This is a genomic window from Roseomonas sp. WA12 (assembly GCF_054165765.1).
In genome coordinates, this window is record NZ_CM135108.1 from 361,277 (window position 1) to 386,776 (window position 25,500).

The 25,500-nt window shown below is 70.4% G+C and carries 26 protein-coding genes; 16 read left to right on the plus strand and 10 right to left on the minus strand.

All coding sequences use genetic code 11. The features are described from left to right. Positions 1-21: 21 nt before the first annotated feature. From ACVBD7_RS01695 to ACVBD7_RS01715, 5 genes are read left to right on the plus strand one after another with little or no spacing between them, the layout of a single operon-like run. On the plus strand, positions 22-1,623 hold the full coding sequence (locus ACVBD7_RS01695) for an ABC transporter substrate-binding protein (protein WP_458095794.1): 1,602 nt from the start codon (positions 22-24) through the stop codon (positions 1,621-1,623). Further along, positions 1,620-2,576 carry an ABC transporter permease gene (locus ACVBD7_RS01700; protein WP_458095795.1) on the plus strand — a complete coding sequence of 319 codons (957 nt, stop codon included), beginning with the start codon at positions 1,620-1,622 and terminating at the stop codon, positions 2,574-2,576. Before ACVBD7_RS01695 ends, ACVBD7_RS01700 begins: the two co-directional genes overlap by 4 nt. Continuing rightward, on the plus strand, positions 2,573-3,448 hold the full coding sequence (locus ACVBD7_RS01705) for an ABC transporter permease (RefSeq protein WP_458095796.1): 876 nt from the start codon (positions 2,573-2,575) through the stop codon (positions 3,446-3,448). The genes ACVBD7_RS01700 and ACVBD7_RS01705 overlap by 4 nt, the downstream gene beginning before the upstream one ends. Beyond that, a complete protein-coding gene (locus ACVBD7_RS01710) occupies positions 3,445-4,431 on the plus strand; it encodes an ABC transporter ATP-binding protein (RefSeq protein WP_458095797.1) in 987 nt (328 codons plus the stop codon). The genes ACVBD7_RS01705 and ACVBD7_RS01710 overlap by 4 nt, the downstream gene beginning before the upstream one ends. Next, positions 4,428-5,459: an ABC transporter ATP-binding protein gene (locus tag ACVBD7_RS01715; RefSeq protein WP_458095798.1), complete on the plus strand. Its 1,032-nt coding sequence runs from the start codon at positions 4,428-4,430 to the stop codon at positions 5,457-5,459. Before ACVBD7_RS01710 ends, ACVBD7_RS01715 begins: the two co-directional genes overlap by 4 nt. Here ACVBD7_RS01715 and ACVBD7_RS01720 read toward each other — a convergent pair. From ACVBD7_RS01720 to ACVBD7_RS01735, 4 genes are all read right to left on the minus strand, one after another. Then, the gene (locus ACVBD7_RS01720; RefSeq protein WP_458097616.1) at positions 5,456-6,277 is read right to left on the minus strand and encodes an exodeoxyribonuclease III; all 822 of its coding nucleotides are present in this window, start codon (positions 6,275-6,277) and stop codon (positions 5,456-5,458) included. The two genes, ACVBD7_RS01715 and ACVBD7_RS01720, sit on opposite strands and share 4 nt — an antisense overlap. Before the next feature lie 15 nt (positions 6,278-6,292). Beyond that, entirely contained in the window at positions 6,293-6,976 is a 684-nt protein-coding gene (locus tag ACVBD7_RS01725; protein WP_458095799.1) for a fumarylacetoacetate hydrolase family protein, read from the minus strand. A 404-nt stretch (positions 6,977-7,380) separates the two neighbouring features. Continuing rightward, on the minus strand, positions 7,381-8,187 hold the full coding sequence (locus tag ACVBD7_RS01730; protein WP_458097617.1) for a gamma-glutamyl-gamma-aminobutyrate hydrolase family protein: 807 nt from the start codon (positions 8,185-8,187) through the stop codon (positions 7,381-7,383). Between the two features lie 95 nt (positions 8,188-8,282). Continuing rightward, positions 8,283-8,918 (minus strand): LolA family protein, encoded by a 636-nt coding sequence (locus tag ACVBD7_RS01735; RefSeq protein ID WP_458095800.1) that lies wholly within the window; start codon positions 8,916-8,918, stop codon positions 8,283-8,285. A gap of 136 nt (positions 8,919-9,054) precedes the next feature. Between ACVBD7_RS01735 and ACVBD7_RS01740 the strand changes: the two genes are divergently transcribed. From ACVBD7_RS01740 to ACVBD7_RS01785, 10 genes are all read left to right on the plus strand, one after another. Continuing rightward, entirely contained in the window at positions 9,055-9,723 is a 669-nt protein-coding gene (locus ACVBD7_RS01740; RefSeq protein WP_458095801.1) for a hypothetical protein, read from the plus strand. A gap of 97 nt (positions 9,724-9,820) precedes the next feature. Further along, positions 9,821-10,159, plus strand: a complete 339-nt coding sequence (locus ACVBD7_RS01745; RefSeq protein ID WP_458095802.1) for an ArsR/SmtB family transcription factor — start codon at positions 9,821-9,823, stop codon at positions 10,157-10,159. A gap of 289 nt (positions 10,160-10,448) precedes the next feature. After that, positions 10,449-11,369: a cytochrome c oxidase subunit II gene (gene coxB, locus ACVBD7_RS01750; RefSeq protein WP_458095803.1), complete on the plus strand. Its 921-nt coding sequence runs from the start codon at positions 10,449-10,451 to the stop codon at positions 11,367-11,369. A gap of 24 nt (positions 11,370-11,393) precedes the next feature. Continuing rightward, complete coding sequence (gene ctaD / locus ACVBD7_RS01755) at positions 11,394-12,998, plus strand: cytochrome c oxidase subunit I (RefSeq protein ID WP_458095804.1); 1,605 nt, start codon at positions 11,394-11,396, stop codon at positions 12,996-12,998. A gap of 54 nt (positions 12,999-13,052) precedes the next feature. Further along, positions 13,053-14,024 (plus strand): heme o synthase, encoded by a 972-nt coding sequence (locus ACVBD7_RS01760; protein ID WP_458095805.1) that lies wholly within the window; start codon positions 13,053-13,055, stop codon positions 14,022-14,024. Positions 14,025-14,038: 14 nt separating this feature from the next. Next, positions 14,039-14,167, plus strand: a complete 129-nt coding sequence (locus ACVBD7_RS01765; RefSeq protein ID WP_458095806.1) for a hypothetical protein — start codon at positions 14,039-14,041, stop codon at positions 14,165-14,167. 46 nt (positions 14,168-14,213) lie between these two features. Continuing rightward, the gene (locus ACVBD7_RS01770; RefSeq protein WP_458095807.1) at positions 14,214-14,810 is read left to right on the plus strand and encodes a cytochrome c oxidase assembly protein; all 597 of its coding nucleotides are present in this window, start codon (positions 14,214-14,216) and stop codon (positions 14,808-14,810) included. Between the two features lie 142 nt (positions 14,811-14,952). Continuing rightward, positions 14,953-15,822: a cytochrome c oxidase subunit 3 gene (locus tag ACVBD7_RS01775; RefSeq protein WP_458095808.1), complete on the plus strand. Its 870-nt coding sequence runs from the start codon at positions 14,953-14,955 to the stop codon at positions 15,820-15,822. Between the two features lie 102 nt (positions 15,823-15,924). Then, complete coding sequence (locus ACVBD7_RS01780; RefSeq protein WP_458095809.1) at positions 15,925-16,626, plus strand: SURF1 family protein; 702 nt, start codon at positions 15,925-15,927, stop codon at positions 16,624-16,626. Then, positions 16,623-18,113: a carboxypeptidase M32 gene (locus ACVBD7_RS01785; RefSeq protein WP_458095810.1), complete on the plus strand. Its 1,491-nt coding sequence runs from the start codon at positions 16,623-16,625 to the stop codon at positions 18,111-18,113. The genes ACVBD7_RS01780 and ACVBD7_RS01785 overlap by 4 nt, the downstream gene beginning before the upstream one ends. A 40-nt stretch (positions 18,114-18,153) precedes the next feature. On the opposite strand, the gene ACVBD7_RS01790 is transcribed toward ACVBD7_RS01785, so the two are convergent. From ACVBD7_RS01790 to ACVBD7_RS01810, 5 genes are all read right to left on the minus strand, one after another. Continuing rightward, entirely contained in the window at positions 18,154-18,996 is an 843-nt protein-coding gene (locus tag ACVBD7_RS01790; protein WP_458095811.1) for a DUF2272 domain-containing protein, read from the minus strand. A 126-nt stretch (positions 18,997-19,122) separates the two neighbouring features. Next, positions 19,123-20,112 carry a tetraacyldisaccharide 4'-kinase gene (lpxK, locus tag ACVBD7_RS01795; protein WP_458095812.1) on the minus strand — a complete coding sequence of 330 codons (990 nt, stop codon included), beginning with the start codon at positions 20,110-20,112 and terminating at the stop codon, positions 19,123-19,125. A gap of 17 nt (positions 20,113-20,129) precedes the next feature. Continuing rightward, positions 20,130-21,482, minus strand: a complete 1,353-nt coding sequence (locus ACVBD7_RS01800; RefSeq protein ID WP_458095813.1) for a 3-deoxy-D-manno-octulosonic acid transferase — start codon at positions 21,480-21,482, stop codon at positions 20,130-20,132. Between the two features lie 56 nt (positions 21,483-21,538). Continuing rightward, positions 21,539-22,378, minus strand: coding sequence for a lysophospholipid acyltransferase family protein (locus ACVBD7_RS01805; protein ID WP_458095814.1), 840 nt, complete (start codon positions 22,376-22,378; stop codon positions 21,539-21,541). Between the two features lie 49 nt (positions 22,379-22,427). After that, on the minus strand, positions 22,428-23,864 hold the full coding sequence (locus ACVBD7_RS01810; protein WP_458095815.1) for an MFS transporter: 1,437 nt from the start codon (positions 23,862-23,864) through the stop codon (positions 22,428-22,430). Positions 23,865-24,005: 141 nt separating this feature from the next. On the opposite strand from ACVBD7_RS01810, the gene hemW reads away from it, so the two are divergent. Beyond that, positions 24,006-25,160, plus strand: coding sequence for a radical SAM family heme chaperone HemW (gene hemW, locus ACVBD7_RS01815; protein WP_458097618.1), 1,155 nt, complete (start codon positions 24,006-24,008; stop codon positions 25,158-25,160). Here the strand turns inward: hemW and ACVBD7_RS01820 are convergent. Then, a complete protein-coding gene (locus ACVBD7_RS01820) occupies positions 25,157-25,450 on the minus strand; it encodes a hypothetical protein (protein ID WP_458095816.1) in 294 nt (97 codons plus the stop codon). The two genes, hemW and ACVBD7_RS01820, sit on opposite strands and share 4 nt — an antisense overlap. Positions 25,451-25,500: the final 50 nt, after the last annotated feature.

Consider the following 25,500-nt stretch of genomic DNA (forward strand, 5'->3'; position numbering starts at 1 on the left):
GTCTCCCACAGAGGTCGTGCCATGAACCGTCGCCAGTTCCTGTCGGCCACAACGGCCGCCGCCCTCCTGCCGGCCAGCCTCGCCCTGGCCCAGGGAGCGACCGCCGGACGCACGCTGACCGTCGGCGTCCGCAGCGGGCCGGAAAGCATCGACCCGCACTGGTCCACGCTGGGCGGCCATATCGAGGCGCTGCGTCACGTCTATGACAGCCTCGTCGCCCAGGACGAGAACCTCGTGCTCAAGCCCGGCCTCGCCACCTCCTGGCGCGCGGTGGATGACACGACCTGGGAGTTCAAGCTGCGCGAGGGCGTCACCTTCCACGACGGCTCGCCTTTCACCGCCGAGGACGTGAAGTTCTCGCTGGAGCGGATTCCGCAGGTCACGGGCCCGATGTCCATGACCCTCTACACCAAGCGCGCAAAGAGCGCGGAGGTGGTGGACCCGCTGACCATCCGCTTCGTCACCGACGGCCCCGCGCCCACCCTGCCCAACGACTTCACCCGGCTGATGATCGTCTCCCGCAAGATCGGCGCGGCACCGCGCAACGAGGAGTTCAACTCCGGCGCCGCAGCCATCGGTACCGGCCCCTTCCGCTTCACCCGCTGGGAGCCCCGCGGCGACCTGGTGCTGGAGCGGTATGACGGCTGGTGGGCGCTGAAGGACGGCGCCACCCAGCCCTGGGCCCGCGTCATCCGCCGCGAGATCCCGAACGACGCCGCCCGCATCGCGGCCCTCAAGAGCGGGCAGGTGGACATGATCAACTACGTCCCCGCCACCGACGTCGCTGCCCTGCAGCGCGACCCCACCATGGATGTGGTCGTGGGCGACAGCGTCTATGTCTTCAACGTCTACTTCACCCTGGCCGAGAAGCTGCCGCGCCTCGCCAAGGTGGATGGGCGCGAGATTCCGGCGAATCCCTTCCGCGATACCCGCGTGCGCCAGGCCATGGACCTCGCCATCGACCGCCGGGCGCTGGCCCGCGTGGTGTTCGAGGGCCTGGCCAAGCCCATGTCGCAGCTGATGCCCGACAGCTTCTTCGGCGCCAGCCCGAACCTGCCCGAGCGCCGCCCGGACCTTCCCCGCGCCCGCGCCCTGCTCGCCGAGGCCGGCTATCCCCGCGGCTTCGAGATCGACTTCCACTCCACCGCCAACCGCCTACCTGGCGACAGCGCGCTCTGCGAGGCGCTGGCGCAGCAATGGTCGCGTATCGGCGTCAAGGCGAACCCCAACGCCGTCACCGGCACGGTGTTCTTCCCCGCCAGCACGCGCGGGGAATACAGCCTGCAGATGTCCGGCTGGGGCACGCTGACCGGCGAGGCCGCCTATACCTACGGCGCCATGATTCACGGCCCCGATCCGTCCGTGGGCCTCGGCAACTTCAACCGCTCCGGCTACAGCAACCCCGAGGTGAATAAACTCCTCCTTGACGGCTCCCGTACGCTGGACGACGGCAGGCGCCGCGAGATGTTCGCGCGCGCCGCCGAGATCAGCATGAACGAGCGCCCGATGCTGCCGATCGTCATGCCGCAGACGGTCTGGGCCATGGGCAAGAACAAGCTCTCCTTCACGCCCCGGGTGGACCAGGAGACCCTCGCCCAGCTGGTCACGCCGAAGGGCGCGTGACGGGCTTCCTGCTGGGGCGGCTGGCCCAGGCCGTCCTCGTGATGCTGGTGATGTCGGTGCTGGTTTTCCTCGGCGTCTACGCCATCGGCAACCCGATCGACGTGCTGATCGACCCGGCCGCGACGCAGGCGATGCGCGCGGCCATCATCCGGCAGTACGGGCTCGACCTGCCGCTCTGGCAGCAATACGGCCACTTCCTCGGGAACGTGCTGCGCGGGGATTTCGGGAACAGCTTCGTCTTCCGCATCCCCGTGCTCTCCCTCATCCTGTCCCGCCTGCCGGCGACGCTGGAGCTGACGGTGCTGGCGCTGCTGATCGCGGCCGTCTTCGGCATCCCGCTCGGCATCTGGGCCGGCTACCGGCCGGAGGCGCGGTCGAGCCGCGCCATCATGGCCTTCTCCACCCTCGGCTTCTCCGTGCCCACCTTCTGGATAGGCCTGCTGCTCATCCTCTTCTTCTCGGTGGAGCTGCGCTGGTTGCCCTCCGGCGGCCGCGGTCCTGTCGGCCCGCTGGGACTGAGCATCTGGACCCGCGAGGGATGGACCTACCTCCTGCTCCCCGCGCTGAACCTCTCCCTCTTCAAGCTCGGCCTGCTCGTCCGGCTGGTGCGCGCGGGCACCGAGGAGGTGATGGGCAGCGAGCATGTCCGCTTCGCCCGCGCCCAGGGACTGCCCGAGCGGCAGGTGGTCGGGCTGCACGTGCTGAAGAACATCGGCATTCCCATCGTCACCGTATTCGGCCTGGAATTCGGCTCCACCCTCGCCTTCGCCGTGGTGACGGAAACCGTGTTCAACTGGCCCGGGATGGGCAAGCTGGTGATCGAGAGCATTACCTCGCTCGACCGGCCGGTCATGGTGGCCTATCTCATCCTCGTCGTGCTGCTCTTCGTCGCCATCAACCTCTTCGTCGAGCTGACCTACGGCTTCCTCGACCCGCGTGTGCGCGCGCGATGAACCGCGAGGCACTCATCGAGGGCTGGCAGGAGTACCGCCGCTCTCCCGTCGCGGTGGTGGCGCTGGTCGTGGTCGTGGTCATCGCGCTGCTCGCCCTGCTCGCACCCTGGATCGCGCCGCAGGACCCCTACGACCAATCGGCGCTCGACCTGATGGATGCGCGGCTGGAGCCGGGCAGCGTCGGCTCCGGGGAGTATGTCCACTGGCTCGGCACCGACAATGCCGGGCGGGACCTGCTCTCGGCCATCCTCTACGGCCTCCGCCTCAGCCTCTCGATCGCCGTCACCGCCGGCGTCGTCGCCCTCACGCTCGGCACCGCCATCGGCCTGTCAGCCGCCTATTACGGCGGCTGGTTCGGCGCGGTCGCGATGCGGATCGTGGACCTGCAGCTCTCGCTGCCCGCCATCCTTCTCGCGCTCGTGCTGGTGGCGATGCTCGGCCAGGGCGTGCCGCAGCTCATGGCCGCGCTGGTCGCCGCTCAATATGCATACTTCGCCCGCACCGCCTTCGGCGCCGCCTCGGCGGAACGCCGCAAGGACTATGTGGAAGCCGCCCTCTCCACGCCCCTCTCCGGCTCCCGCGTGCTGTGGCGCCACCTCCTGCCCAACACGCTGCCGCCCCTGATCGTCGTCGTGACCGTGCAGATCGCCACCGCCATTTCGCTGGAAGCCACGTTGAGCTTCCTCGGCCTCGGCCTGCCCGTGACGCGGCCCTCGCTCGGCCTGCTGATCGCCAACGGGTTCCAGTTCATGCTCTCCGGCCGGTACTGGATCTCGGTCTACCCCGGCATTGCGCTGATGGTGACCGTGCTGGCCATCAACCTCGTCGGTGACCAGCTCCGCCAGGTTATCAACCCCAGGCGGCGCCGATGAGCGACGCGCCCGCGCTCGAACTCCGCGGCCTCCGCACCGAGTTCCCGGGCCGCACCGGCGTGGTGCGCGCGGTGGACGGCGTCTCCTTCCGCATCGAGCGTGGCCGCATCCTCGGGCTGGTGGGCGAGAGCGGCTCCGGCAAGTCCGTCACCGGCTTCTCCGTCATGGGCCTGGTGGAACCGCCCGGCCGCGTGGTGGGCGGCCAGGTGCTGCTGGAAGGGCAGGACATCTCGGGCCTCTCGCAGGGCGCCATGCGCCGCCTGCGCGGCGCCCGCGTGGCCATGGTCTTCCAGGACCCGCTGATGACCTTGAACCCCGTGCTGCGGATCGGCACGCAGATGGCCGCCGCCGTGCGCGCGCATGACCGCGTCTCCCAGGGGGCCGCCCTGTCCCGGGCACGGGATGCGCTGGCCACCGTCGGCATCCCCAGCCCGGCGGAGCGGCTGGAGGCCTATCCACACCAGCTCTCCGGCGGCATGCGCCAGCGCGTCGCCATCGCCACCGCCCTGCTGCACCGCCCCGCCGCCATCATCGCCGACGAGCCCACCACCGCGCTCGACGTCTCCATCCAGAGCCAGATCCTCGCCGAGGTGCGCCGCCTCGCCGATGAGACCGGCACCGCCTTCCTCTGGATCACCCACGACCTCGCCGTGGTCTCCTCGCTCGCCGACGATGTCTGCGTCATGTATGCGGGCCGTGTGGTCGAGCGCGGCCCGGCGGCGCGCGTGATCGCCGCCCCGCGCCACCCCTATACCGGCGCGCTGATCGGCTCCGTGCCCTCCGGCCACGAACCCGGCGCCCGCCTGCCGCAGCTCGCCGCCGGCGCCCCGCCGCGCGGCCCTGATGGCGCCCCGGACCCCGGCTGCCCCTTCCGCACGCGCTGCCCTCGCGCCCAGCCCGACTGCGTGCTGCCCCCGCCCGACGTGGATTTCGGCGCCGGCCAGTCCGCCCTGTGCCACCACCCGCTGGAGGCCCCCACATGACAGGCCCCGGCATGACGCCGCTGCTGAGCGTCGAGCGCGTCAGCAAGCGCTTCGCGCGCCCGGCCTCGCTGGGAGACCGCATCGCCGCCCTCTTCGGCCGCGCTGCCCCGCGCGGGGTGCAGGCCGTGACCGAGGTGAATCTGCAGATCGCGCCCGGCGAGGTGCTGGGCCTTGTGGGCGAGAGCGGCTGCGGAAAATCCACGCTCGGCCGCATCGTCGCCGGCATCTACGAGCCCAGCGAGGGCGCCGTGCTCTTCAACGGCACCCCTGTCATGTCGGGCGGCCGCAAGCGCACCTTCCGCGTCCAGATGATTCACCAGGATCCCTTCGCCAGCCTCGATCCCCGCATGCGCGTGGGTGACACGGTGGCCGAAGGCCCGCTGGCCCACGGCCTGGTGCGCCGCGCGGAGGCGGACGGCTTCGTCGCCGACATGCTGGCCCGCGTCGGCCTCGATCCCGCGCTCCGCCGCCGCTACCCGCACCAGTTCTCCGGCGGCCAGCGCCAGCGTGTCGCCATCGCCCGCGCCCTCGCGCTTGGCCCGGAACTGCTGGTGCTGGACGAGCCCGTGGCCTCGCTCGACGTCTCCATCCAGGCCCAGGTGCTGAACCTCTTTGCCGATCTTCGGCGGGAACTTGGCCTCACCGGCCTGTTCATCTCGCACGACCTCGGCGTCGTGCGGCACGTCTCCGACCGGGTCGCGATCATGTATCTCGGCCGCATCGTGGAACTCGCACCGATGCGCACCCTCTACGCGCAGCCCGCGCATCCCTACACCCGCGCGCTGCTGGACAGCGTGCCGAAGCTCGGCCGCGGCCGCGGCGCCTTCCGGCCGATCGCGGGGGAGATCCCATCTCCCCTCAACCCACCGCCCGGCTGCCCCTTCCACCCGCGCTGCCCGCATGCGGGCCCGCGATGCCGGGCCGAGGTTCCGGCACTCCTGCCCGTGCTGCCCGGGCAGGTCGCCGCCTGCCACCTGCATCATGGTGGCGTTGGTGACGGCCTGCCGCCATCAGGGGAGGGGCCCTAGAGGCCGATCTCCACCATGACCGGCACATGGTCGCTCGTCTGCACCCAGTCCCGCGCGTCTTTCAGCACCGCCATCCGCCGCAGCCCGCCCGCCAGGTCCTGGCTCACCCACACGTGGTCCAGCCGCCGTCCGCGGTTCGCGGCCCGCCAGTCCTTCGCGCGATAGGACCACCAAGTGTAGAGCTTCTCGTCCTCCGGCACGAAATGCCTGAGCGCGTCGTGCCACCGGCCCGCCTCAACCCAGCGCGCCATGGCCTCCACCTCGACCGGCGTGTGGGAGACGACGCCCGCCATCTGCTTGTGGCTCCACACATCGTGCTCCAGCGGCGCGATGTTCAGATCGCCCACCAGCACCGAGCGCCGCGCCGGCCCGCGCGCGGCCGTCCAGGCCGTCACCTCCGCCACGAAATCCAGCTTATGCGCGAACTTCGTGTTCACCTCGCGGTCGGGCACGTCCCCGCCGGCCGGCACATAGAAGTTGTGCACCTCCACCGGCCCGCCCGGCGCATCCACAGCCACGCCGAGATGCCGGCAGTCGCCCTTGCCGCACCAGTCCTGCCAGTCCGGCACCCGCGTCAGCGGGTACCGCGAGAGTACCGCGACCCCGTTATACCCCTTCATCCCCGTGATGATGCAGTGCCGGAACCCCAGCGCATCGGCCGCCTCATGGGGGAAGAACTCGTCCGGCGTCTTCGTCTCCTGCAGGCACAGGACATGCGGATCGAGCTCATCCACTAGCTGCCGCAGCAACGGCGCGCGCAGACGGACGGAATTGATGTTCCAGGTGGCCACGCGCAGAAGCGTGGCCACCGACGTCACCTTGGCCACGGGCGCTCAGACGATCCGCGTTACCACGGTGCCGACGCCCTCGACCGTGCCCTCGAGCAGGTCGCCCCGCTGCACGGCCGCCACGTTCTCAGGCGTCCCCGTCATGATCAGGTCGCCTGGCGCTAGCCGCACGAGGCGGGACAGGTTCGCGATCACTTCCGGCACCGACCAGATCAGCTTCGATAGGTCCGAGGTCTGGCGGACCGCCCCGTTCACGCGCAACTCGATCAGCCCGCGGGAGGGATCGAAGGACCCGGCCGGCACCAGCTCGCCCATCGGCGCGGAGTGGTCGAAGCCCTTGCCCATGTCCCAGGGGCGGCCGGTCTTCTTGGCCTCGCCCTGCAGGTCGCGCCGCGTCATGTCGAGGCCGGCGCAGTAGCCCCACACATGGTTGAGCGCGTCCTCCTCCTTGATGTCGGCCCCGCCTACGCCGATCGCGACGACCAGCTCCATTTCGTGGTGCAGATCCTTCGTCGCGGTCGGATAGGGCATGTCGGCGCCACCCGTCACCACGGAGTCGGCCGGCTTGGTGAAGTAGAAGGGCGGCTCGCGGTCGGGGTCGCTGCCCATCTCGCGCGCGTGCTCGGCGTAGTTGCGGCCGACGCAGAAGATGCGGCGCACGGGAAACAGACCGCCGCCTCGCACGGGCAGCGCCGAGACGGTGGGAGGGGCGATGACATAGTCGGCCATGGAGGGATCCGATCCGGTTCGGGGAACGGCGGAAGGATATAAGGCGACCGCCCCGGGCCGGATAGCGGCGCCCCTGCAGCGCCAGGAAAGACCACCAGGAGACCGCGGCAAGAAACCGTCGGGGATCAACCCAGTTGTGCTGCTCGGATTTCCGCAACCAGAGCGCGAAAAAAGAATGGCGCCCGGTGAGGGGGGTCACCGGGCGCCGGGGGGTTACTCTAGTTCCGATCGGAGTACTATGGTCGGGTGAGCCGGCAGGGGATACCGGGCCACCGCCGACTTGTTATTGTCGGCGAAGGAACATTACTCATATCCACAGGCGGAATGCAAAGCCGCGAGCCTGCGATCCGATCACAGGGACGTGAGAATCACACGAAAACCGAACGGTTTCCGCCCCTCCAGCGTTATTCGGCTGCAACTCGCTCCGGAATGATCGTCTGGGCTCCGCGCCTCTGCGCATAGTCCGCTGCAGCCTGGCCGAACCGGTCAAAGATTCGCCGGGAGAGGGGGTCCCGCTCCCAGTCATACTCCGGATGCCACTGCACCCCCACTGCGAAGCCCAGCGCATCATCGATGCTCGCCGCCTCGATCGTGCCATCCGGCGCCCAGGCTTCCGGCCGCAGCCGCGAGGCAGGGCGGGCCACACCCTGGTTGTGAAGCGAGTTCACCGGCACCGCCGTCGCGTCGTAATCCAGCCCGGCCCAGAGCCGCGCCAGCTTGCTGCCCGATGCTACCCGCACCGGATGCGCCTTGCCCGTCTTCACTCGCGCGATCGTCTGGTCGGAAGGGGTGGAGTGATCCATCCGACCGTCCAGATCCTGAATGCGTTGGTCGAGCGAGCCGCCCAGCGCCACGTTGAGCTCCTGAAAACCCCGGCAGATGGCCAGCAGCGGCACCCCGGCCGAGATGGCGGCGCGGATCAGGGGAAGGGTGGTGGAATCGCGTTCCCGGTCCTCTGGCGTGCCCTCTGCATGGTCAGGGCCGTCGTAATATACCGGGCAGACATTGGACCTACTGCCTGTGAGCAGCAGCCCATCGAGCCGGGACAGCAGCTCGCGCGAGACATCCTCGCCCGCCGCTGGCAGCAGGACGGGCATCCCGCCGACCGGTCCGAGCACGACGCGGACATAGTGATCCGACGCCGCATGATTCGGCATCCCGGCGGGACCGAAAGGTTTGACGCAGCAGGAGATGCCGATCAGGGGCCGCATGATCACCTAAGGTGCGCCGCCCCTGTGTCAGGTTCAAGGCGAAACCCGTCCGAATGACCCGCGAAATCGCGGGCCAGATCCGTGGGGGAGGGGACCTAGTCGTTGTTGACCGGGCTGGTCAGGAAGCGCGGATCGTTGAAGTCGAAGATGGCGCGGTCCAGCCGCATCCCCGTCTCGATGCCCGAGAGCGTCACGCGGGTGGTCCGCCCCTGGCCGTCGACCACCAGCCACTGCCGCAGTTCCATGGGATTCTCGGCGAAAACGAGCGTCAGCCGGCCCTCGGCCGCGTTGCCGGTGCGGAACACGGTCACCCGCAACAGCCCTTGCTCCCGCTGCATGCCAGTAACGGTCACGTCGCCCGAGAGCGTGATCCGCTCCCGCAGCAGAATGCCCAGCGGGGTGGACCCAACCGGCACGATCGAAGGCTGCCGCAGTTCCTTGTCGTAATGCATGAAGGCGCCGGCATTGGCGACCAGCAGCAGTGGCTCCGGCGGATCATAGTCGAAGCGCATCCGGCCCGGGCGCCAGATCAGCGCCGTGCCCTGCGCCGTCGCCCCATTCTGGGCGATCTGGATGAAGCGGGCCCGCAGCGTGGTCAGCCCGTTCAGATAGGCCTCCACCCTCTGCAGATCCGCCCGGTCCCTCGCTGAAAGCGCCGAGGGCGCCTGCGCCAGGGCAGGCGCGGCAAGCGGCAGGAGGGGGAGGGCGGAGAGGAGCTGGCGTCGGCGCATGGGCGCCAGATGGCGCGGGAGGCTTCGCGGCGAAAGGGGCTGCGCAAACACCTGTACGTCAGCCCGTCGCCCAGGCTGCAGCAGCGGGCCGCCGATGTTAACCGGGCCGCAAGGACTTCCGCCATTTCATTCCGGCATGGACAGCCTGGCCCACACCGACCGCCCCGAGACCCTGGCCCTGCCCTGCGCGGCGCCCCGGGACGAGTTCGCCAGCCCGGCCGCACCTGCCCGGATGGCGGTGCTGCCCAGCGCGGTGGTGGCGGTGCCCGTGCCGCCCGGGATGCTGGAGACGCTGAGGCCCGTTCTCGTTTCACTCGCACAGTCCCGTACGGCCGGTAATCTGCCCGTCGCCGCCGGCGCCCTGGCCGTGCTGATCCTTGCCGTGGATGCGGAAGCCCTTGCGCTCGCCGAGGCGATCGCCCCCGACCTCCCCTTTCCCCTCCGGGTTGAGGCCGGGCCGGGAGACACCGTGCTCGCCATGCGCCACGCCGCCACTTGGGCGCGGGAGCTGGGGACGGAGACCGTTCCCATCCTCATCGCCGAGCGAGGCCGGCCGGTTGCACCGCGCTGGGCCTATGACCTGCTCTCGGCCATCCGGGACGGGGCCGACATAATCACCCCGCGTGCCCCGCTCTGGGCAGGCCTTCTCGGCCCGGCGCCGCCCATCGCCCTGTCCGGGCGGGCGCAATGGGCCATGGAGCGCTGGTCTGCCGGCAATCTGGTGCGGCGGGGCGCCGCATGGAGCGAGCCGGATTCGCCCTGGCGTCACCTGGCCCGCTCCGGCCTGCGCACAATCCCGGCCTGAGCCGCCCACCGCCGAGAGGCGGAACGCCGCGTACAGGCCGCTGGACAGAGAGGCTCCAGCCACCGAGACTCGCGCGCGACAGGTGTTGAGGTGGACGGTGCGGGGCAGGATCGGCGACGACCAGGTGGTGGAGCTGGCCGAGATGTTCCGGCTGATGAGCGATCCCACGCGCCTCAGCATCATCCTGGCCTGCCTGGACGCCCCTGCCTCGGTCGGGGAGATGGCCGATCGGATCGGCATCTCCGGCAGCCTCGTCTCCCACCATCTGCGCCTGCTCCGCGCCGCCCGGCTGCTCCAGGCCGACCGCCGCGGCCGGCAGGTCTTCTACGCGGTGATGGACCAGCACGTCCGTTCTATGCTGACGGATATGGTGGACCATGTGACCGAGGACGGGGTCGAGGGCGAGGCTGAGGCCGAGGTCGTAACCCAGGTCTAGGCGGTCTCGCAGGGCCCCCGCGGCCCACCCCCGAACCCGCCCGGGAAAAAGCGCGGGTGCCCTCCCATGGACACCTTTCAAGCCGTTCACGCGCCCCAATCTTGTGCGTTGCGTCTGCGCGTGATTAGTGTCCCGTCGCGTTCCGCACCGCGATCGTGCGGGGTGGACACTGGGCGGCGCGCAATGCGCCGGGCAGGACAGTATCGAAGCGGCGCCTGGCGCCCGGCGCCCCCACCAGTCCCGGGGCGCGGGCGGCACGCGGATCAGGACGGCGGATCAGGACGGCGGAATGCGGCGGATTCTCTCGACAGCCCTGGCTATGATGATGACGGCCGGGATGGCGGCGGGGGGCGCTGCCCTCGCGCAGTCTCCCGCGCCCGCCCCGAACGGCGAGGCGATCGGCGCCCCCGTGCCCTGGGGACTCGACCTGCAGGACGCGATGGGCCCCGTGAAGGTGGCCATCCACGACTTCAACCAGCTCGTCCTCTGGATCATCGTGGCCATCGTCATCTTCGTGGCGGCCCTGCTGGCCTATGTGATGTGGCGCTACGCCGCGGCCCGGAATCCGACCCCCTCCCGCACAAGCCATCACACCACGCTCGAGATCGCCTGGACCGTGGTGCCCGTGCTGATCCTGCTGGTGATCGCCATCCCGTCCTTCCGCCTCATCTACTACGAGGACCGGGCCCGGGATGCGGACATGACGATCAACGTGCAGGGCCGCCAGTGGTACTGGCACTACACCTACCCCGATAACGGCAACTTCGCCTTCGACAGCTACCCGATCCCGGACAACGAGCTGCGCCCCGGCCAGCTCCGCAACCTGGCCGTGGACAATCCCCTGGTCGTCCCCGTCGGCGCCACCATCCGCGTGCTCACCACCGGGCATGACGTGATCCACAGCTTCTTCGTGCCGAGCCTCGGCGTGCAGAAGTACACGATCCCCGGCCGCACGCTGGAGACCTGGATGCGTGCCGACCGCGAGGGCACCTTCTACGGCCAGTGCAACCAGATCTGCGGCAACAACCACTGGTTCATGCCGATCGCCGTCCGTGCCGTGCCGCGCGCTGAGTTCGACACCTGGGTTGCCCAGGCCCGCACCCGCTTCGCCGAGGGCCAGGGTCCCGGCTGGCCCGATCGGGACCGGACGACCTCCGTCGCTGCCAACACAGTTCCCACCACCGATTCTCTTGGGGAGGCCCGCCGTTAAGGCGGCCTGACAGGAAGAGCACTCATGGCGCATCCCGCGCACGACACCGCCCACGGGCACGACGACCACCACGACCACGCGCCGGGCTTCGTCTCGCGCTGGTTCTTCTCGACCAACCACAAAGACATCGGCACCCTCTACATCATCTTCGCGGTGGTGGCGGCGTTCCTCGGCGTCGGGCTCTCGATGCTTATGCGCCTTGAGCTCCAGCAGCCGGGCCTGCAGTTCTTCGCCAACGGCCAGATGTGGAACGCCATGGTCTCGGCCCACGGGCTGGTGATGGTGTTCTTCGTGGTGATGCCCGCCCTGATCGGCGGCTTCGGCAACTGGTTCGTGCCGATCATGATCGGCGCGCCGGACATGGCCTTTCCGCGGCTGAACAACATCTCCTTCTGGCTGATCGTGCCGGCCTTCCTGCTGCTCGGCAGCTCGATGTTCGTCGGCCAGGGTGCGGGCGCGGGCTGGACCATCTATCCGCCGCTGTCCGACAGCACCTACCAGTCGGGCCCCGCGATGGACATGGCTCTCTTCGCCCTGCACCTCGCCGGCGCCTCCTCCATTCTCGGCGCCGCCAACTTCATCACCACCATCTTCAACATGCGCGCCCCGGGCATGACGCTGCACAAGATGCCGCTCTTCGTCTGGGCGATGCTCGTCACCGCTTTCCTGCTGCTGCTCTCTGTCCCCGTCCTCGGCGGCGCGATCACCATGCTGATCACGGACCGCAACTTCGGCACCGCCTTCTTCAAGCCCGAGGGCGGCGGCGACCCGGTGCTGTTCCAGCACCTGTTCTGGTTCTTCGGCCACCCCGAAGTTTACATCATGATCCTGCCGGCCTTCGGCATCGTCTCCCACGTGCTGTCCACCTTCAGCCGCAAGCCGATCTTCGGCTACCTCGGCATGGCCTACGCCATGGTCGCGATCGGCGTGGTCGGCTTCGTGGTCTGGGCGCACCACATGTTTACCTCGGGCATCTCGGTGGACACGCGGGCCTACTTTATGGCCGCCACGATGATCATCGCGGTGCCCACGGGCATCAAGATTTTCTCCTGGATCGCCACGATGTGGGGCGGCTCCATCTCCTTCAAGACGCCGATGCTCTTTGCCATCGGCTTCGTCTTCCTCTTCACGGTCGGCGGCGTTACCGGCGTGAAGCTGGCCAATGCCGGCGTCACGGTGATCCTGCACAACACCTATTACGTCATCGCGCACTTCCACTACGTACTGTCGCTGGGCGCCGTCTTCGGCATCTATGCCGGCTTCTACTACTGGATCGGCAAGATGAGCGGCTACCAGTACCCGGAGTGGTGGGGCAAGTTGCACTTCTGGCTCACCTTCGTCGGCGTGAACCTCACCTTCTTCCCTATGCACTTCCTGGGCTCCCAGGGCATGCCGCGCCGTTACCCGGACTACCCTGACGCTTTTGCGGGCTGGAACCTGGTGGCCTCGGTCGGTTCCTACATCTCCGGCCTTTCCTTCCTGGTGTTCATCTACGTCGTCGCCCTGACCTTCATCCGGAAGGAAAAGGCCGCCGCGAACCCCTGGGGCGAGGGCGCGACGACGCTGGAGTGGCAGGTTTCCTCTCCCCCGCCGTTCCACACCTTCGACGAGCTGCCGCGCATTCGCTGATGCAATCATCTTCCCGTTGCGGTCGCCTGCTCCGGGACGATATGAGGCACCACCATGAGTGACCTGACGAGAAGGGGGGCCACGGCCCCCCTTTCCCTTTCGCAAGCCGCCGCCTCGGCGGACTGGTCGGAACTGCGCGACTGGATCGCGTTGCTCAAGCCGCGCGTGATGACGCTTGTTGTCTTCACCGGGCTGGTGGGCATGCTGCTCGCCCCTGGGCACATCCATCCCGTGCTGGGCACCGTCGCCATTCTCTGCATCGCTCTCGGCGCGGGCGCGGCGGGCTGCATCAACATGTGGTACGACCGCGACATCGACGCGGTGATGCTCCGCACCGCCCGCCGTCCCATCCCGGCCGGCCGCGTCGATCCCGGCTCCGCCCTTGCCTTCGGGATCCTGCTCTCGGTCCTGTCCGTGGTCCTGATGGGCCTCGCCACCAACCCCGCCGCGGGCGCCTGGCTGGCCGGCTCCATCCTCTTCTACGTCTTCATCTACACCATGTGGCTGAAGCGCCGGACGCCGCAGAACATCGTCATCGGCGGCGCCGCAGGCGCCTTCCCGCCCGTGATCGGCTGGGTCGCGGTGACGGGCGGCGTCGATGTGCTTCCGCTCATCCTCTTCGCCATCGTCTTTGCCTGGACGCCCCCGCATTTCTGGTCGCTCAGCCTTTGGGCGCATGACGACTACAAGCGCGCCGGCGTCCCCATGCTGCCCGTGGCCGCGGGTGCCCGCGAAACGCGCCGCCAGATCATGCTCTACACGGTCGCCCTGGCTCCGCTCGCCCTGCTGCCCACGCTGCTGGGCCTCGCCGGCTGGGTCTATGGCACCTATGCCGCCGTGCTCAGCGCCGGATTCCTGTTCCACGCGTGGCGCGTGTTGACCGAGCGGCAGGACACCATGGGCGTCAGCCTCGTCAAGGACGCCGCCGCCCGCGCCGCTTTCCGCTTCTCTCTGCTGCACCTTGCCGGCCTTTTCGCGGCGCTGGCGGCGGACCACTGGCTGCGCGCCGCCGGAGTGATTGGCTGATGGAACCCGCCCGCATGTCCGACGAAGAGGCGGCCGCCTTCTACCGCCGCCGCCGCGGCCGCAACATTGCCATACTGGTGGTGCTCGTCGCGCTCGTCGCCATCTTCTACGCCATTACCATGGCCAAGCTCACCACGTCCTGATCCGCCCCTTGAGGGACGGCCCGAACGGGCGCATCTGCGAGGGGCCATGACCGACCAAACCAGCCGCCGCAACCGCCGTGTTGTCACCGCCGCCTTCGCCACCGTGGCGGGGATGGTCGGTCTCTCCTTCGCGGCCGTTCCCCTCTACGCCGCCTTCTGCCGGGTCACCGGCTACAACGGCACGGTGCAGGAAGGCCTTGCCGCTCCTGGCGCAACCGAGCGGCAGATCACCGTCCGCTTCACTGCCAACACCCATCCCGGCCTGCCCTGGCGCTTCGAGGCTGCGCAGAACTCCATGCCCGTCCATCTCGGCGAGCAGGGGCTGGCCTTCTACCACGCGGCCAACGAGGCCAACCGCCCCGTGGAGGGCGTCGCCACCTACAATGTGACGCCGGAGGTGGTCGGCAAATACTTCAACAAGACCGCCTGCTTCTGCTTCGACGCGCAAACGTTGCAGGCCGGCCAGTCCGTGGACATGCCCGTCTCCTTCTGGGTGGACCCCGCTATCGCGCAGGACCCGAACACCCGCGATATCCGCACCATCACCCTGAGCTACACGTTCTTTCGCACCCTGGCCGATGCTGAGCGCAGCGGTGCCCTGGCCAGCGCCGGGCCGCATGTGGGCCGCGCCGCCACCCCTTAAACAGCCTTCTCGCACGTCGCCGAGACGCCCGGCTAACCCTTGATCCGCGCCGCCGTTTGCGGGATTGATGACCCAGGACTCCCGGGGCGTCCGGGACCTCCCACCGAGGGGCGGCCCGGGCCCCGCATCACCAGGACGCGCGATGGCTTCCCTCGACACAACCACCGCCGGCATGACGCTCGATCCCGCCGAGCCGCCGGCGCCGCACAAGCACCCCTACCACCTGGTGGATCCGTCCCCCTGGCCGCTGATCTCGTCCTTCTCGGCAGGCGCGCTGCTGTTCGGGATCGTGCTCTGGTCGCACTACAACATCCACTGGATGTTCGGCCTGGGCCTCGTCGGCACTTTCGCCTCGATGTTCTTCTGGTGGCGCGACGTCATCCGCGAGTCCAAGCAGCCCGGCGTCCACACGCCGATCGTGCGCATCGGCATGCGCTACGGTATGGCTCTGTTCATCGCCTCCGAGGTGATGTTCTTCGTCGCTTTCTTCTGGGCCTACTTCCACTTCGCGCTGTACCCGGAGCATGTCTCCGGCGCCGAAACCCATATCTGGCCGCCCAAGGGCATTCTCACCTTCGACCCCTTCGGCCTGCCCTTCCTCAACACGATGATCCTGCTGCTATCCGGCTGCACCGTCACCTGGGCGCACCACGCGCTGATCGAGGGCGACCGCAAGGGCATGCTGCAGGGCCTGTCCATCACCGTTCTGCTGGGCATGTTCTTCACCTTCCTGCAGGCGGTTGAGTACGCTGAGGCCCCCTTCGCCTTCTCGGGCGGCGGCATCTACCCCTCCACCTTCTTTCTTGCCACCGGCTTTCACGGCTTCCACGTGATCGTCGGCACCATCTTCCTCTTTGTCTGCCTCGTCCGCGCTTGGCGCGGCGACTTCACCCCGCGCCGGCACTTCGGCTTCGAGGCGGCCGCCTGGTACTGGCACTTCGTGGACGTTGTGTGGCTGTTCCTCTTCATCTGCATCTATCTCTGGGGTGCGGGCGAGATCGCCCACCACTGATCCCCTCGCGTCCGCTCCTGCACCCCGTCCGGCTGGCCGAATCTCTTCGGCAGGCCGGGCGGGGTTCGTCGTTTGAAGGCCCCCCTTTCTGAAGGCCCCTACATGACCCCCCCGATGGCCCCCCGCCGCCGGCGCCTTCTCCCGGCCGTGCTGGCCGCGATCCCCGTGCTGGCCATCCTGCTGGCCCTCGGCACTTGGCAAGTCGGCCGCCTGCACTGGAAGACCGAGCTGCTGGCCCGTATCGCCACTGCCGAGGCCGGCCCACCGCTGCCGCTGACCGCCGCGAGCGAGCCCTTCACCAAGGTGCAGGTCACCGGTCGCTTTCGCCACGACCTCGAATCCGCCCTCGGCGCCGAGGTCCGCGGCACCGCCCTCGGCACCCGCCTCGTCACCCCGCTGGAGGTCGCGGGCATGCCTCCCCTTCTCGTCGACCGCGGCTGGGTTCCCACTGACCGCAGTGCCGCCCCCATCGCCCGCCCGGAAGGCTCGGTTGAGGTCACCGGCTACCTCTCCCCGCCCCACCCGCGCGACTTCTTCGCCGCCACCGACGACACCGCCGGCCGCCGCTTCTACACCGCCGACGCGGCCGCCATCGGCGCCGCCCTGGGCCTGCCCGCCACGCGCCCCGACCTGCTCGTGGCCCTCGCCCCGGCCGGCCTGCCGCGGGAAACTCTGCCGGCTCCCGCGCAGACCCTGCCGCGCCCCAGCAACTCCCATCTCGGCTACGCCATCACCTGGTACGGCCTTGCCGCCTCGCTGGTCGGCGTGCTGATCGCCTGGGCCATCCGGAAGGACGATCCGTGAACGACACCAATGACGCCTATGCCCGCCTGAAGGAGCGGTACGCCCGCATCGCCACCATCGGCGAGTGCCAGGCCATGCTCGGCTGGGACGCTTCGGCCATGATGCCCCCCGGCGGCGGCGCAGCCCGCGGCGAGCAGCTCGCGGTGCTGGCCGGTGTCGCCCATTCCATGCTGGTCGCCCCCGAGATCTGCGAGGACCTCGCCACGGCCTCGGCGGAGGGCGCTTGGGACGAGGCCAACCTCGCGCTGATGCGCCGCTCACACCTGCGCGCCACCGCCCTGCCCGAAACCCTGGTCGAGGCCACCGCCCGCGCTAACTCCGCCTGCGAGCGCGTGTGGCGCGAAGCCCGCCCGCGCGCCGACTTCACCGCCGTCCGCCCCTGGCTCGAGGAGGTGGTTGCCCTGCAGCGCGAAACCGCCGCCGCCCTTTCCGCCGCCACCGGCCTCACGCCCTATGACGCGCTGATGGAGGGCTACCAGGCCGGGATCGGCGCCGCCGATGTCGAGCCCGTCTTCGCCGCCTACGAAGCCTTCCTCAAGGACGCCCTGCCCCGCGCCGAGGAGATCCAGGCCCGCCGCCCCGCCCCGATCCAGCCCGAAGGCCCGTTCCCGCCGGAGATCCAGCGCGCCCTCGGCCGGCGCCTCTCCGAGCGCGCCGGCCTCGACTACGACCACGCCCGCCTCGACGAGAGCGCCCACCCTTTCTGCGGCGGCACCCCCACCGACGTGCGGATCACCACCCGCTACACCCCGGACTCCTTCGAGCAATCCCTTCTCGGCATCCTCCACGAGACCGGCCACGCCCTCTACGAGCGCGGCCTGCCCGAGGCCTTTGCCCGCCAGCCTGTAGGCGAGGCCGCCGGCATGGCCGCCCACGAGTCCCAGAGCCTTATCATCGAGATGCAGGCCAGCCGCTCCGACCCCTACCTCTCCTGGCTCGGCCCGGAACTCCACGCGGCCTTCGGCGGTGCGCCCACCGCCTACGCCCCTGAAAACCTCGCCCGCCTTTGGCGCCGGGTGAAGCGCGGATTCATCCGCGTGGAGGCCGACGAGCTCACCTATCCCGCCCATGTCATCCTGCGCTTCCGCCTGGAACGCGCCCTGATCGCCGGAGAGTTGAAGGTGGCCGACCTGCCTGGCGCCTGGAACGAAGGCCTGCACCGCCTCCTCGGCATCACCCCGCCCGACGACCGCCGGGGCTGCTTGCAGGACATCCACTGGCATGACGGGGCCTTCGGTTACTTCCCCAGCTATACCCTCGGCGCCATGGCCGCAGCCCAGCTCATGCAGGCAGCCCGCGCCGCGCTACCGGGGATGGATGAGGCCATGGGCCAGGGCGACTTCAGCCCCCTCGTGAACTGGCTCCGCGTCTCCGTCCACAACAAGGGATCCTTGCTCGGCTTCCAGGACCTGATGCGCTCCGCCACCGGCCGCCCCCTCGATCCGTCGGCTTTCATGGAACACCTGCGCGGGCGCTACCTGGACTGATCGGCCTCTGGGAAGGCCAGGGCCTTCCCGGGACCAGGCGTCACCGCCGGTTCTCGAACACCACAAAGAACGGCGCCCGCTCCGGCGGGGGCGGCAGCACGTGCCCCTGTGCATCGGTCGGGATCCGCCGCCGCAGTACCACGTCCATCACATTGCCGCCGATCATGTCGATCGTCCCGCCGCCGGCGCGCACCACAATATCGCAATGCATCGGCCGGAACCGCCCCGTCTCCGCCAGCCGCGACTGCCAGTCATAGATCGGCGAGGACGCCCGGTCCGCGCAGACCAGGTCCCCCGGCCGGGCCGCGTACTCCGTCAACCCGTGCGGCACGAAGGCCGCGCCGGTGGGGTCCATCATCGCGTTGGCGATCATGCGGTCGACATAGAGTGCGTGGCTGGCCGAGGGATCGAAGTCGCTCCGCGGCATCCCCGCCTGCGCCATGGAGTAGCTTATGAAGGCTGCCGACCAGGCCGGGTGGTTGAAGGAGGAAATGGCCACATTGGCCGGCACCACCTCAAAAGGCAGCCCAGAGACCGGATCCAGCGAAGCGGAGGTGGCGGAGGGCGATGTGATCGTGTCGCGGAAGTTCCGGTGCGCCGTCACCACCTCCGGCCCCTCGGGCGTCGCGGACCAATAGGACATCAGCCGCTCGAACAGCTCCGACGTAGCGTCCGGCGTGCGCTCCAGCGCAACGGGCCATCCCACCACTGAAAGCCGCCCCCATGCCCGCCACTCGCCCTCCGCCGCGGCCACCAGCCGTGCAGCGCCGGGACCGGCGGGGGCAAGGGAGGGACCGTTGGTGGACCGGGACGGGGAGGGACCCTCAGGCTGCGAGGCGCAGGCGGACAGGACGAGGAAGGCGAGAAGAAGAAGGCGGCGCATGGTCCGGTATCGCAGCGCAGCACGAAAGGGTTTCGCCGTCCGATCGTCACGGCTCCTGAAAGCTTCAGGCCGTCGCTTGCGCGCCGCGAAATGCGGCCGGCGTAACCGATCCGCCTGTCGGCCGCCTCAGGCCGGAACCGGCACGCGTCCGGCCAGGGGGTCCAGCATCGCCTCCAGCTGCGCAGGCTCGTCCCAGGCCAGCGTCACCGTCACGACCGTCACCCGTGCGCGGAAGGCGGGCGGGATGCGCACGAAATCCTTGCGCGTGGTGACGGGAATGGCCCGCAGCCGGTCCGCCTCGGCCAGCAGTTCGCGCATATCTCCGGCATCATAGGGGTAGTGGTCGGCATAGGGCGCCCGCCCGGCGATGATGGCGCCCGCCTCGGAGAGGGTGGCGAAGAACTTGCGGGGATTGGCGATGCCGCAAAAGGCGAACACCGCCTGTCCGGCCAGCCCCTTCGCCTCCGGCCCCGGCACGGTGCGTGCGCGCAGGACGGGCAGGCCCGGAGGCAGCTGTGCCAGCGCCCCACAGGTATCCTCCCCGATCAGCACTGCCGCCTGGGCGCGTGCCGCGGCGGCGGCCACCGGCTCGCGCAGCGGCCCGGCTGGGATGCAGCGCCCGTTGCCGAAGCCGTAGCTGCCATCGATGGTCAGGAAGGCGAGGTCCTTCACGAGCGTCGGGTTCTGCAGCCCGTCATCCATGATCAGCGCCTGCGCGCCCGCCGCGATCGCAGCCTGCGCGCCCGCCGCGCGATCCGCCGCGATCCAGGTGGGGTTCTGGGCCGCCAGCAGCAGCGCCTCGTCCCCCGCCGCGGTGCTGTCATGCTTGCCCGGCTCCACCCGCACGGGCCCGCGCAGCGTGCCGCCATATCCGCGGGTGAGGAAATGCGCGGACACGCCCCGGTTCGCCAGCCGCTGGCCGAGATCGAGCGCCAGGCTCGTCTTGCCTGCCCCGCCCGCGGTCGCATTGCCGCAGCAGATCACGGGCACAGGCGCCTGCCAGCCCGGCCGCGCGACGCGGCGCGCCGTGGCCTGGGCATAGAGCGCGGCAAAGGGGGAGAGCAGGAGGGGCGCGATTCCGCTGCCATCCCCGGTCCAGAATTCGGGGGCACGCATGGTGCCGTCTGGCGTCCTTATCCTGGGTCCGCCACGACCCCGGCCCCGGTCAGGGGAGGGGCGGGCAGGAGGGCCTCGATCGCCGCGGCCATGCGCTCGGGCAGGGCCCCGGCATCGGCTGCGATCCGGGCGGCGGCCGTGGTCATGGACCGGGCCCGGTCCGGCTCCGTTAGCACGCTCCCCGCCGCCTCGGCCAGCGCGGCGGAATCCGCCACCCGGAGCGCGGCGCCGGCGGCCAGCATCCGGTCCACGATGGCGGTGAAGTTGCCGGTATGCGGGCCCAGCAGCACCGGGCAGCCAAGCCGGGCCGCCTCCAGCGGATTCTGCCCGCCATGGGGCACGAGGGACCCCCCGATCAGCGCCGCCCCCGCCACGCGGTACAGCAGCCCAAGCTCCCCCAGCGTGTCGGCCAGGTAGATGGCGGTGCCCGGCCCCGGGACCTTTCCCTCCGAGCGCAGCACGACCGAGGGCGCGTCCGGCAGCGCCGCCAGTTCCCGCGCCAGGGCAGGCCCGCGCTCGGGATGGCGGGGGGTGATCACCGTCAGCAGCCCTGGTAGTCGCGCGGCAAGGCGCGCATGCGCCTCGGCCACCTGCGGCTCCTCCCCGGGATGGGTGCTGGCCGCCAGCAGCACCGGCCGGGCGCCGATGGCCGTGCGAAGGGCGGATACCGCGTCCTCCGATGCCGGCAGCGGCCTTGCCGAGAATTTCAGGTTTCCCCAGGCCTGCGTCGTGCGCGCCCCGAGCGCCCGCAGCCGCTCCGCATCCGCCTCGGTCTGCGCGATCACCAGCGAGGGCACGCTGAACAGCCGCCGGGCCATCGCCGGCACCTGCCCCCAACCCCGCGCCGAGCGGGCGGAGACGCGCGCATTCACCAGGGCCAGCGGGATGCCCCGCTCCGCAATGGCCCCGATCAGGTTCGGCCAGATCTCGCTCTCGATCAGCACCGCCGCATCCGGTCGCCACCCATCGAGGAACCGTGCCACATGGGCCGGCACATCCAGCGGCGCGAAGCGGTGCTGCACCCGCCCGGCCAGCCCGGCCGGCAGCCTCTCCGCCAGCAGCCGCGCCGCCGTCACCGTCCCCGTCGTCACCAGGAAGCGCAGCCCGGGCCGGGAAGCCGCGAGCGCTTCGATCAGCGGCAGGGCCGACTGGCTCTCCCCCACGCTCGCCCCATGCAGCCACAGCAGCGGGCCGGGCGGCCGCTCCGCTCCCTCGCCGCGGCGCTCACCCAGTCGCGCCGGATCCTCCTTACCCCGCCGTGCCCGCCGCGCGAGCCAGAGCGGAAGCAGAGGCGCCGCGACGGTGGCCGCCGCGCGCCAGGCCAGCAGCGGCAGGGTGCCGCGCCAGCCATCCGGAAGGGCGGGGCGCAAGGGCACTGCTCCCTCCAGCCCCGGTGGTTCCCCGGGATGCGCGGGCTGGCCCATGATCACGCCGCGGTCCCGTGCGGATCCTCGGCGCCGGTTGGCGCCACCGCCCGATTGCCGGGCTCGATCCGCGGCGGCGCCGGCGGAAAAGCCGGGGGCGCCTGCCGGGCCAGCGCCTGCGCGGCTGCCAGTTCCGCCGCGCCGTCGCGCCCGGCCCGCCGCGCCTCGGCCCAGGCATCCGCCGCGTCGCAGGCCGCGCTCAGCGCCGTCTCCACCGCAGCCCGCCCATCCTCGGCGGCATGGCCGGGCACCACAAAGGGCGGATGCAGCACGATCAGCCCGCGCGAGAAGGGCAGGGGGATCACCATCCGGTCCCAGGACCGCAGCCGGAAATGCCTGGTGGTGATGGCCGCATAGGGCAGCACCGGCGCCCCTGACACGGCCGCCAACTGCCCGACGCCTGCCGCCGCCACACGTCGCGGCCCGCGCGGCCCATCGGGGGTGATCGCCACGACGCCATCCTTGCGCAGGATCTTCAGCATCATCCGCAGCGCCTGGCTGCCGCCCTTGGAGGTCGAACCGTAGATCATGTCGAGGTCAAAGCGCGCCACCACCTCGCCGATGAACACCCCGTCCCGGTGCTGCGAGACCAGCACCTGCGGCCGCTTCGGCCGAAGCGCCGGCACCAGCCGCTGCATCCCGATCCAGGGGCGCGGGCCAAGCGCAATCCGCTCGTGCCAGAAGGAGAGGATGACCGGCCCTGGCCGCGCCTGAAGCGCCGCGATGGCGGCATCGCCCGCCAGGGTCCAGCGCGTGGTCCGGTGGACGAGCGCGATATACAGCCCCAGCAGCCGGGCCGCAGCCGCCAGGAAGCGGGGATGGCGCGTCAGCCGCCGGAGCATCGAAGGGGTGCCATGGGTTTGGCGCCCCTAGCACGGGAGCGGCGAGAGGTCACGCCAGGGGCCCTACCCCCCGCGCCCGCAGCCGCAGCAGGCTCACCCCCGCGCCGACCGCGGCGAGCCCGAAGCCGAGAGTCAGCGCCAGCTTCGGCGCCCCGACCGGCATCCCCGCCATCCAGCCCAGCACCAGCCCCACCGTGGCCGCGCCGGTGGTCTGCCCCAGCAGCCGGGCAGTGCTCAGCATCCCGCTCGCGCCCCCCGCCCGCTCCGGTGGCGCAGCGCCCACCATGGTGCGGTTGTTGGGCGTCTGGAAAAGCCCGAAGCCGAAGCCTCCCAGCGCCATCCGCCAGGCGATATCCGCGGCGGAGGGCGCCTCTGGCAGGATCGCCAGCAGCCCGAGGGCGGCTGACATCATCGCCAGCCCCACGCCTCCCAGCACTGCCGCCGGCATGCGGTCCATCAGCCGCCCGGAAAGCGGCGCCGCGGCAGCGGTGGCGAGGAACCAGGGCGTCGTCAGCAACCCGGCCTGGAACACCGAGAACCCGTAGCCGCTCTGCAGCAGGAAGGGCAGGGCGGTAAAGGCCAGCCCCTGCGCCCCGAACGAACACAGCGAGGTGCAGACCGACAGCGCGAAAACCGGGATCCGCAGCAGGTCCACCGGCAGCAGCGGCCGCGCCACCCCCACCTGCCTCCGCACCAGCCAAACCCCCGCCGCCAGTCCCACCAGCACCTGCGGCAGCGCCGCCCAGGCTGCGCCACCATGGGCCAGGGAATCGAGGCCGAGGATGAGCGTGCCGAAGGTGACCGCCGACAGAATCGCGCTCACCACGTCGAAGCGATGCCGCCCGCGCGGGCTCTCCGGCAGGCTCCTCCACCCGATCAGCAGCGCCGCCAGCCCGATCGGCACGTTCACCGCGAAGATCCAGGGCCAGTCCGCGACACCGAGGATCAGCCCCGCCACCGTCGGCCCCGCCGCGGCCGAGGAGGAGACCACCATCGCGTTCAGCCCCAGCCCCCGCGCCAGCCGCGCCCGTGGCTGGATGAAGCGGATCACGGCCGAGTTGACGCTCATCAGCCCCGCCGCGCCGAAGCCCTGGAAGGCCCGCGCCGCGACCAGCCCGTCGAAGCTCGTTGCCAGGGCACAGCCGAGGGAGGCGATGGTGAACAGCACCAGCCCCGTAAGATAGACCTTCCGGTACCCCACGATCTCGCCCAGCGCGGCCAAGGGCAGCAGCGAGACCGTGACCGCCAGCTGATAGGCATTGGTCGCCCAGATAGAGGCCGCCGGAGTCGTGTCCAGCGCCCTCGCGATGGTCGGCAGCGCGGCCGACCCGATGGTGCTGTCGATCACCGCCATGGTGATGCCGAGCGCGACGGCCGCGGTGGCCCAGTTGCGCCGGGGCTGGGGAAGGCCGTCTTCCGGAAGCTCGGCCGAGGAGGTGGAAGCGGACAGGGACAGGACACTCCGCAGCTGCCGGTCGCCGGCCATTGCCCCCTTCCTGCCCCCGACGCGCGGCCTTGGCTACACCCCGGCCGCCGCCTCGCCTTTGCCCTGATGGCCCGGCATGACCATATCTCGGCCGTGAGCGACGCCCCAACCCTGGCCCCCAACCCGGCCCCGGCGACCACCGTGGAGCCCCTGGCCCTCTACATCCATTGGCCGTTTTGCGCGGCCAAATGCCCGTATTGCGACTTCAACTCCCATGTCCGCCCCGCCGTGGACGCTACCCGCCACGGCCGCGCCCTTCTGACGGAGCTGGAGCATGAGGCCGCGCGCCTCAATCGCCCGCGCCGCCTCGCCTCCATCTTCTTCGGCGGCGGCACCCCGTCCCTCATGCCACCCGAGGCCGTCGCCGCCCTCATCGCCCGCGCCACCACCCTCTTCGCGCCCGAACCCGACCTGGAAATCACGCTGGAGGCCAACCCCACGAGCGTGGAGGCCGCCAAGCTCCGTGAATTCCGCGCCGCAGGCGTCAACCGCCTCTCCCTGGGCGTGCAGGCGCTCGATGCCGCATCCCTCGGCTTCCTCGGCCGCAACCACTCGGCCGGTGAAGCGGTGGCGGCGCTGGAACACGCCCGCGCCACCTTCCCCCGCCTCTCCTTCGACCTGATCTATGCCCGCCCCGGCCAGTCCGAGGCGGAATGGCGCACCGAACTCCGCCGCGCCCTGTCCCTGGCCGCCGACCACCTCTCGCTCTACCAGCTCACCGTCGAACCCGGCACGCGCTTCGCCACCGAGCACGCCCGCGGCGCCTTCCGCCTGCCCGAAGGCGAGGACGCCGCCGCCCTCTACAACGCGACGGCCGAGGAAGCCGCCGGCTTCGGCCTGGCCCCCTATGAGGTCAGCAACTACGCCAAGTCCGGCGCCGAGAGCCGCCACAACCTCGCCTACTGGCGCTACGGGGACTATCTCGGCATCGGCGCCGGCGCGCATCAGCGCCTGACCGTGGACGGCACCGTCATGGCCTCCCGCCGCCACCGCGCACCAGAGATCTGGCTGGACCGCGTGGAGCGCGACGGCCACGCCCGGGTGGAGGAGGAAGCCCTCACCCCCGTCGAGCGTGGACGCGAGGCGATGCTGATGGGCCTGCGCCTGACAGAGGGCATCGACCCCGCCCGCATCACGGCCCGCAGCGGCCTGTCCTTCGACGCGGTGGTGGACCAGCCGATGCTCGAAGCCCTGATGGAGGAGGGCTATCTCCGCTGGCTGCCGAATGGCCGCCTGCAGGCCACCACCGAAGGCCGCCTGCGATTGGACGCCCTGCTGCCCGTTCTGCTGCGCTAGTGCGAGCGTAGCTCGCCCCACTCCTCGTTCCACACGCCATAGGGATCGACGATCACGAGCGGCGCCTGCAGCGCCTGGGACTTTCGGATCCCGTCATTGATGGCCAGCGCCGCCGGGCGGCAGGTCAGCCCCGGCCCCTCCGGCATCTCGCCACTGGCAATTGCAGCGGGATAGCTGCCGGGAACCACCACCACACCCACCAGCGCGCCCGAATCATCCTGCGTGATATGGACCGCCACCTCGCTTGGCAGCGGCTTGTCGCGACCACCGAAAATTCCTTGGCCCAGCATTCGTAACCTCCCCACCGGCGTCTTCGCCGTTAGGGGCACCCTACCAGCCC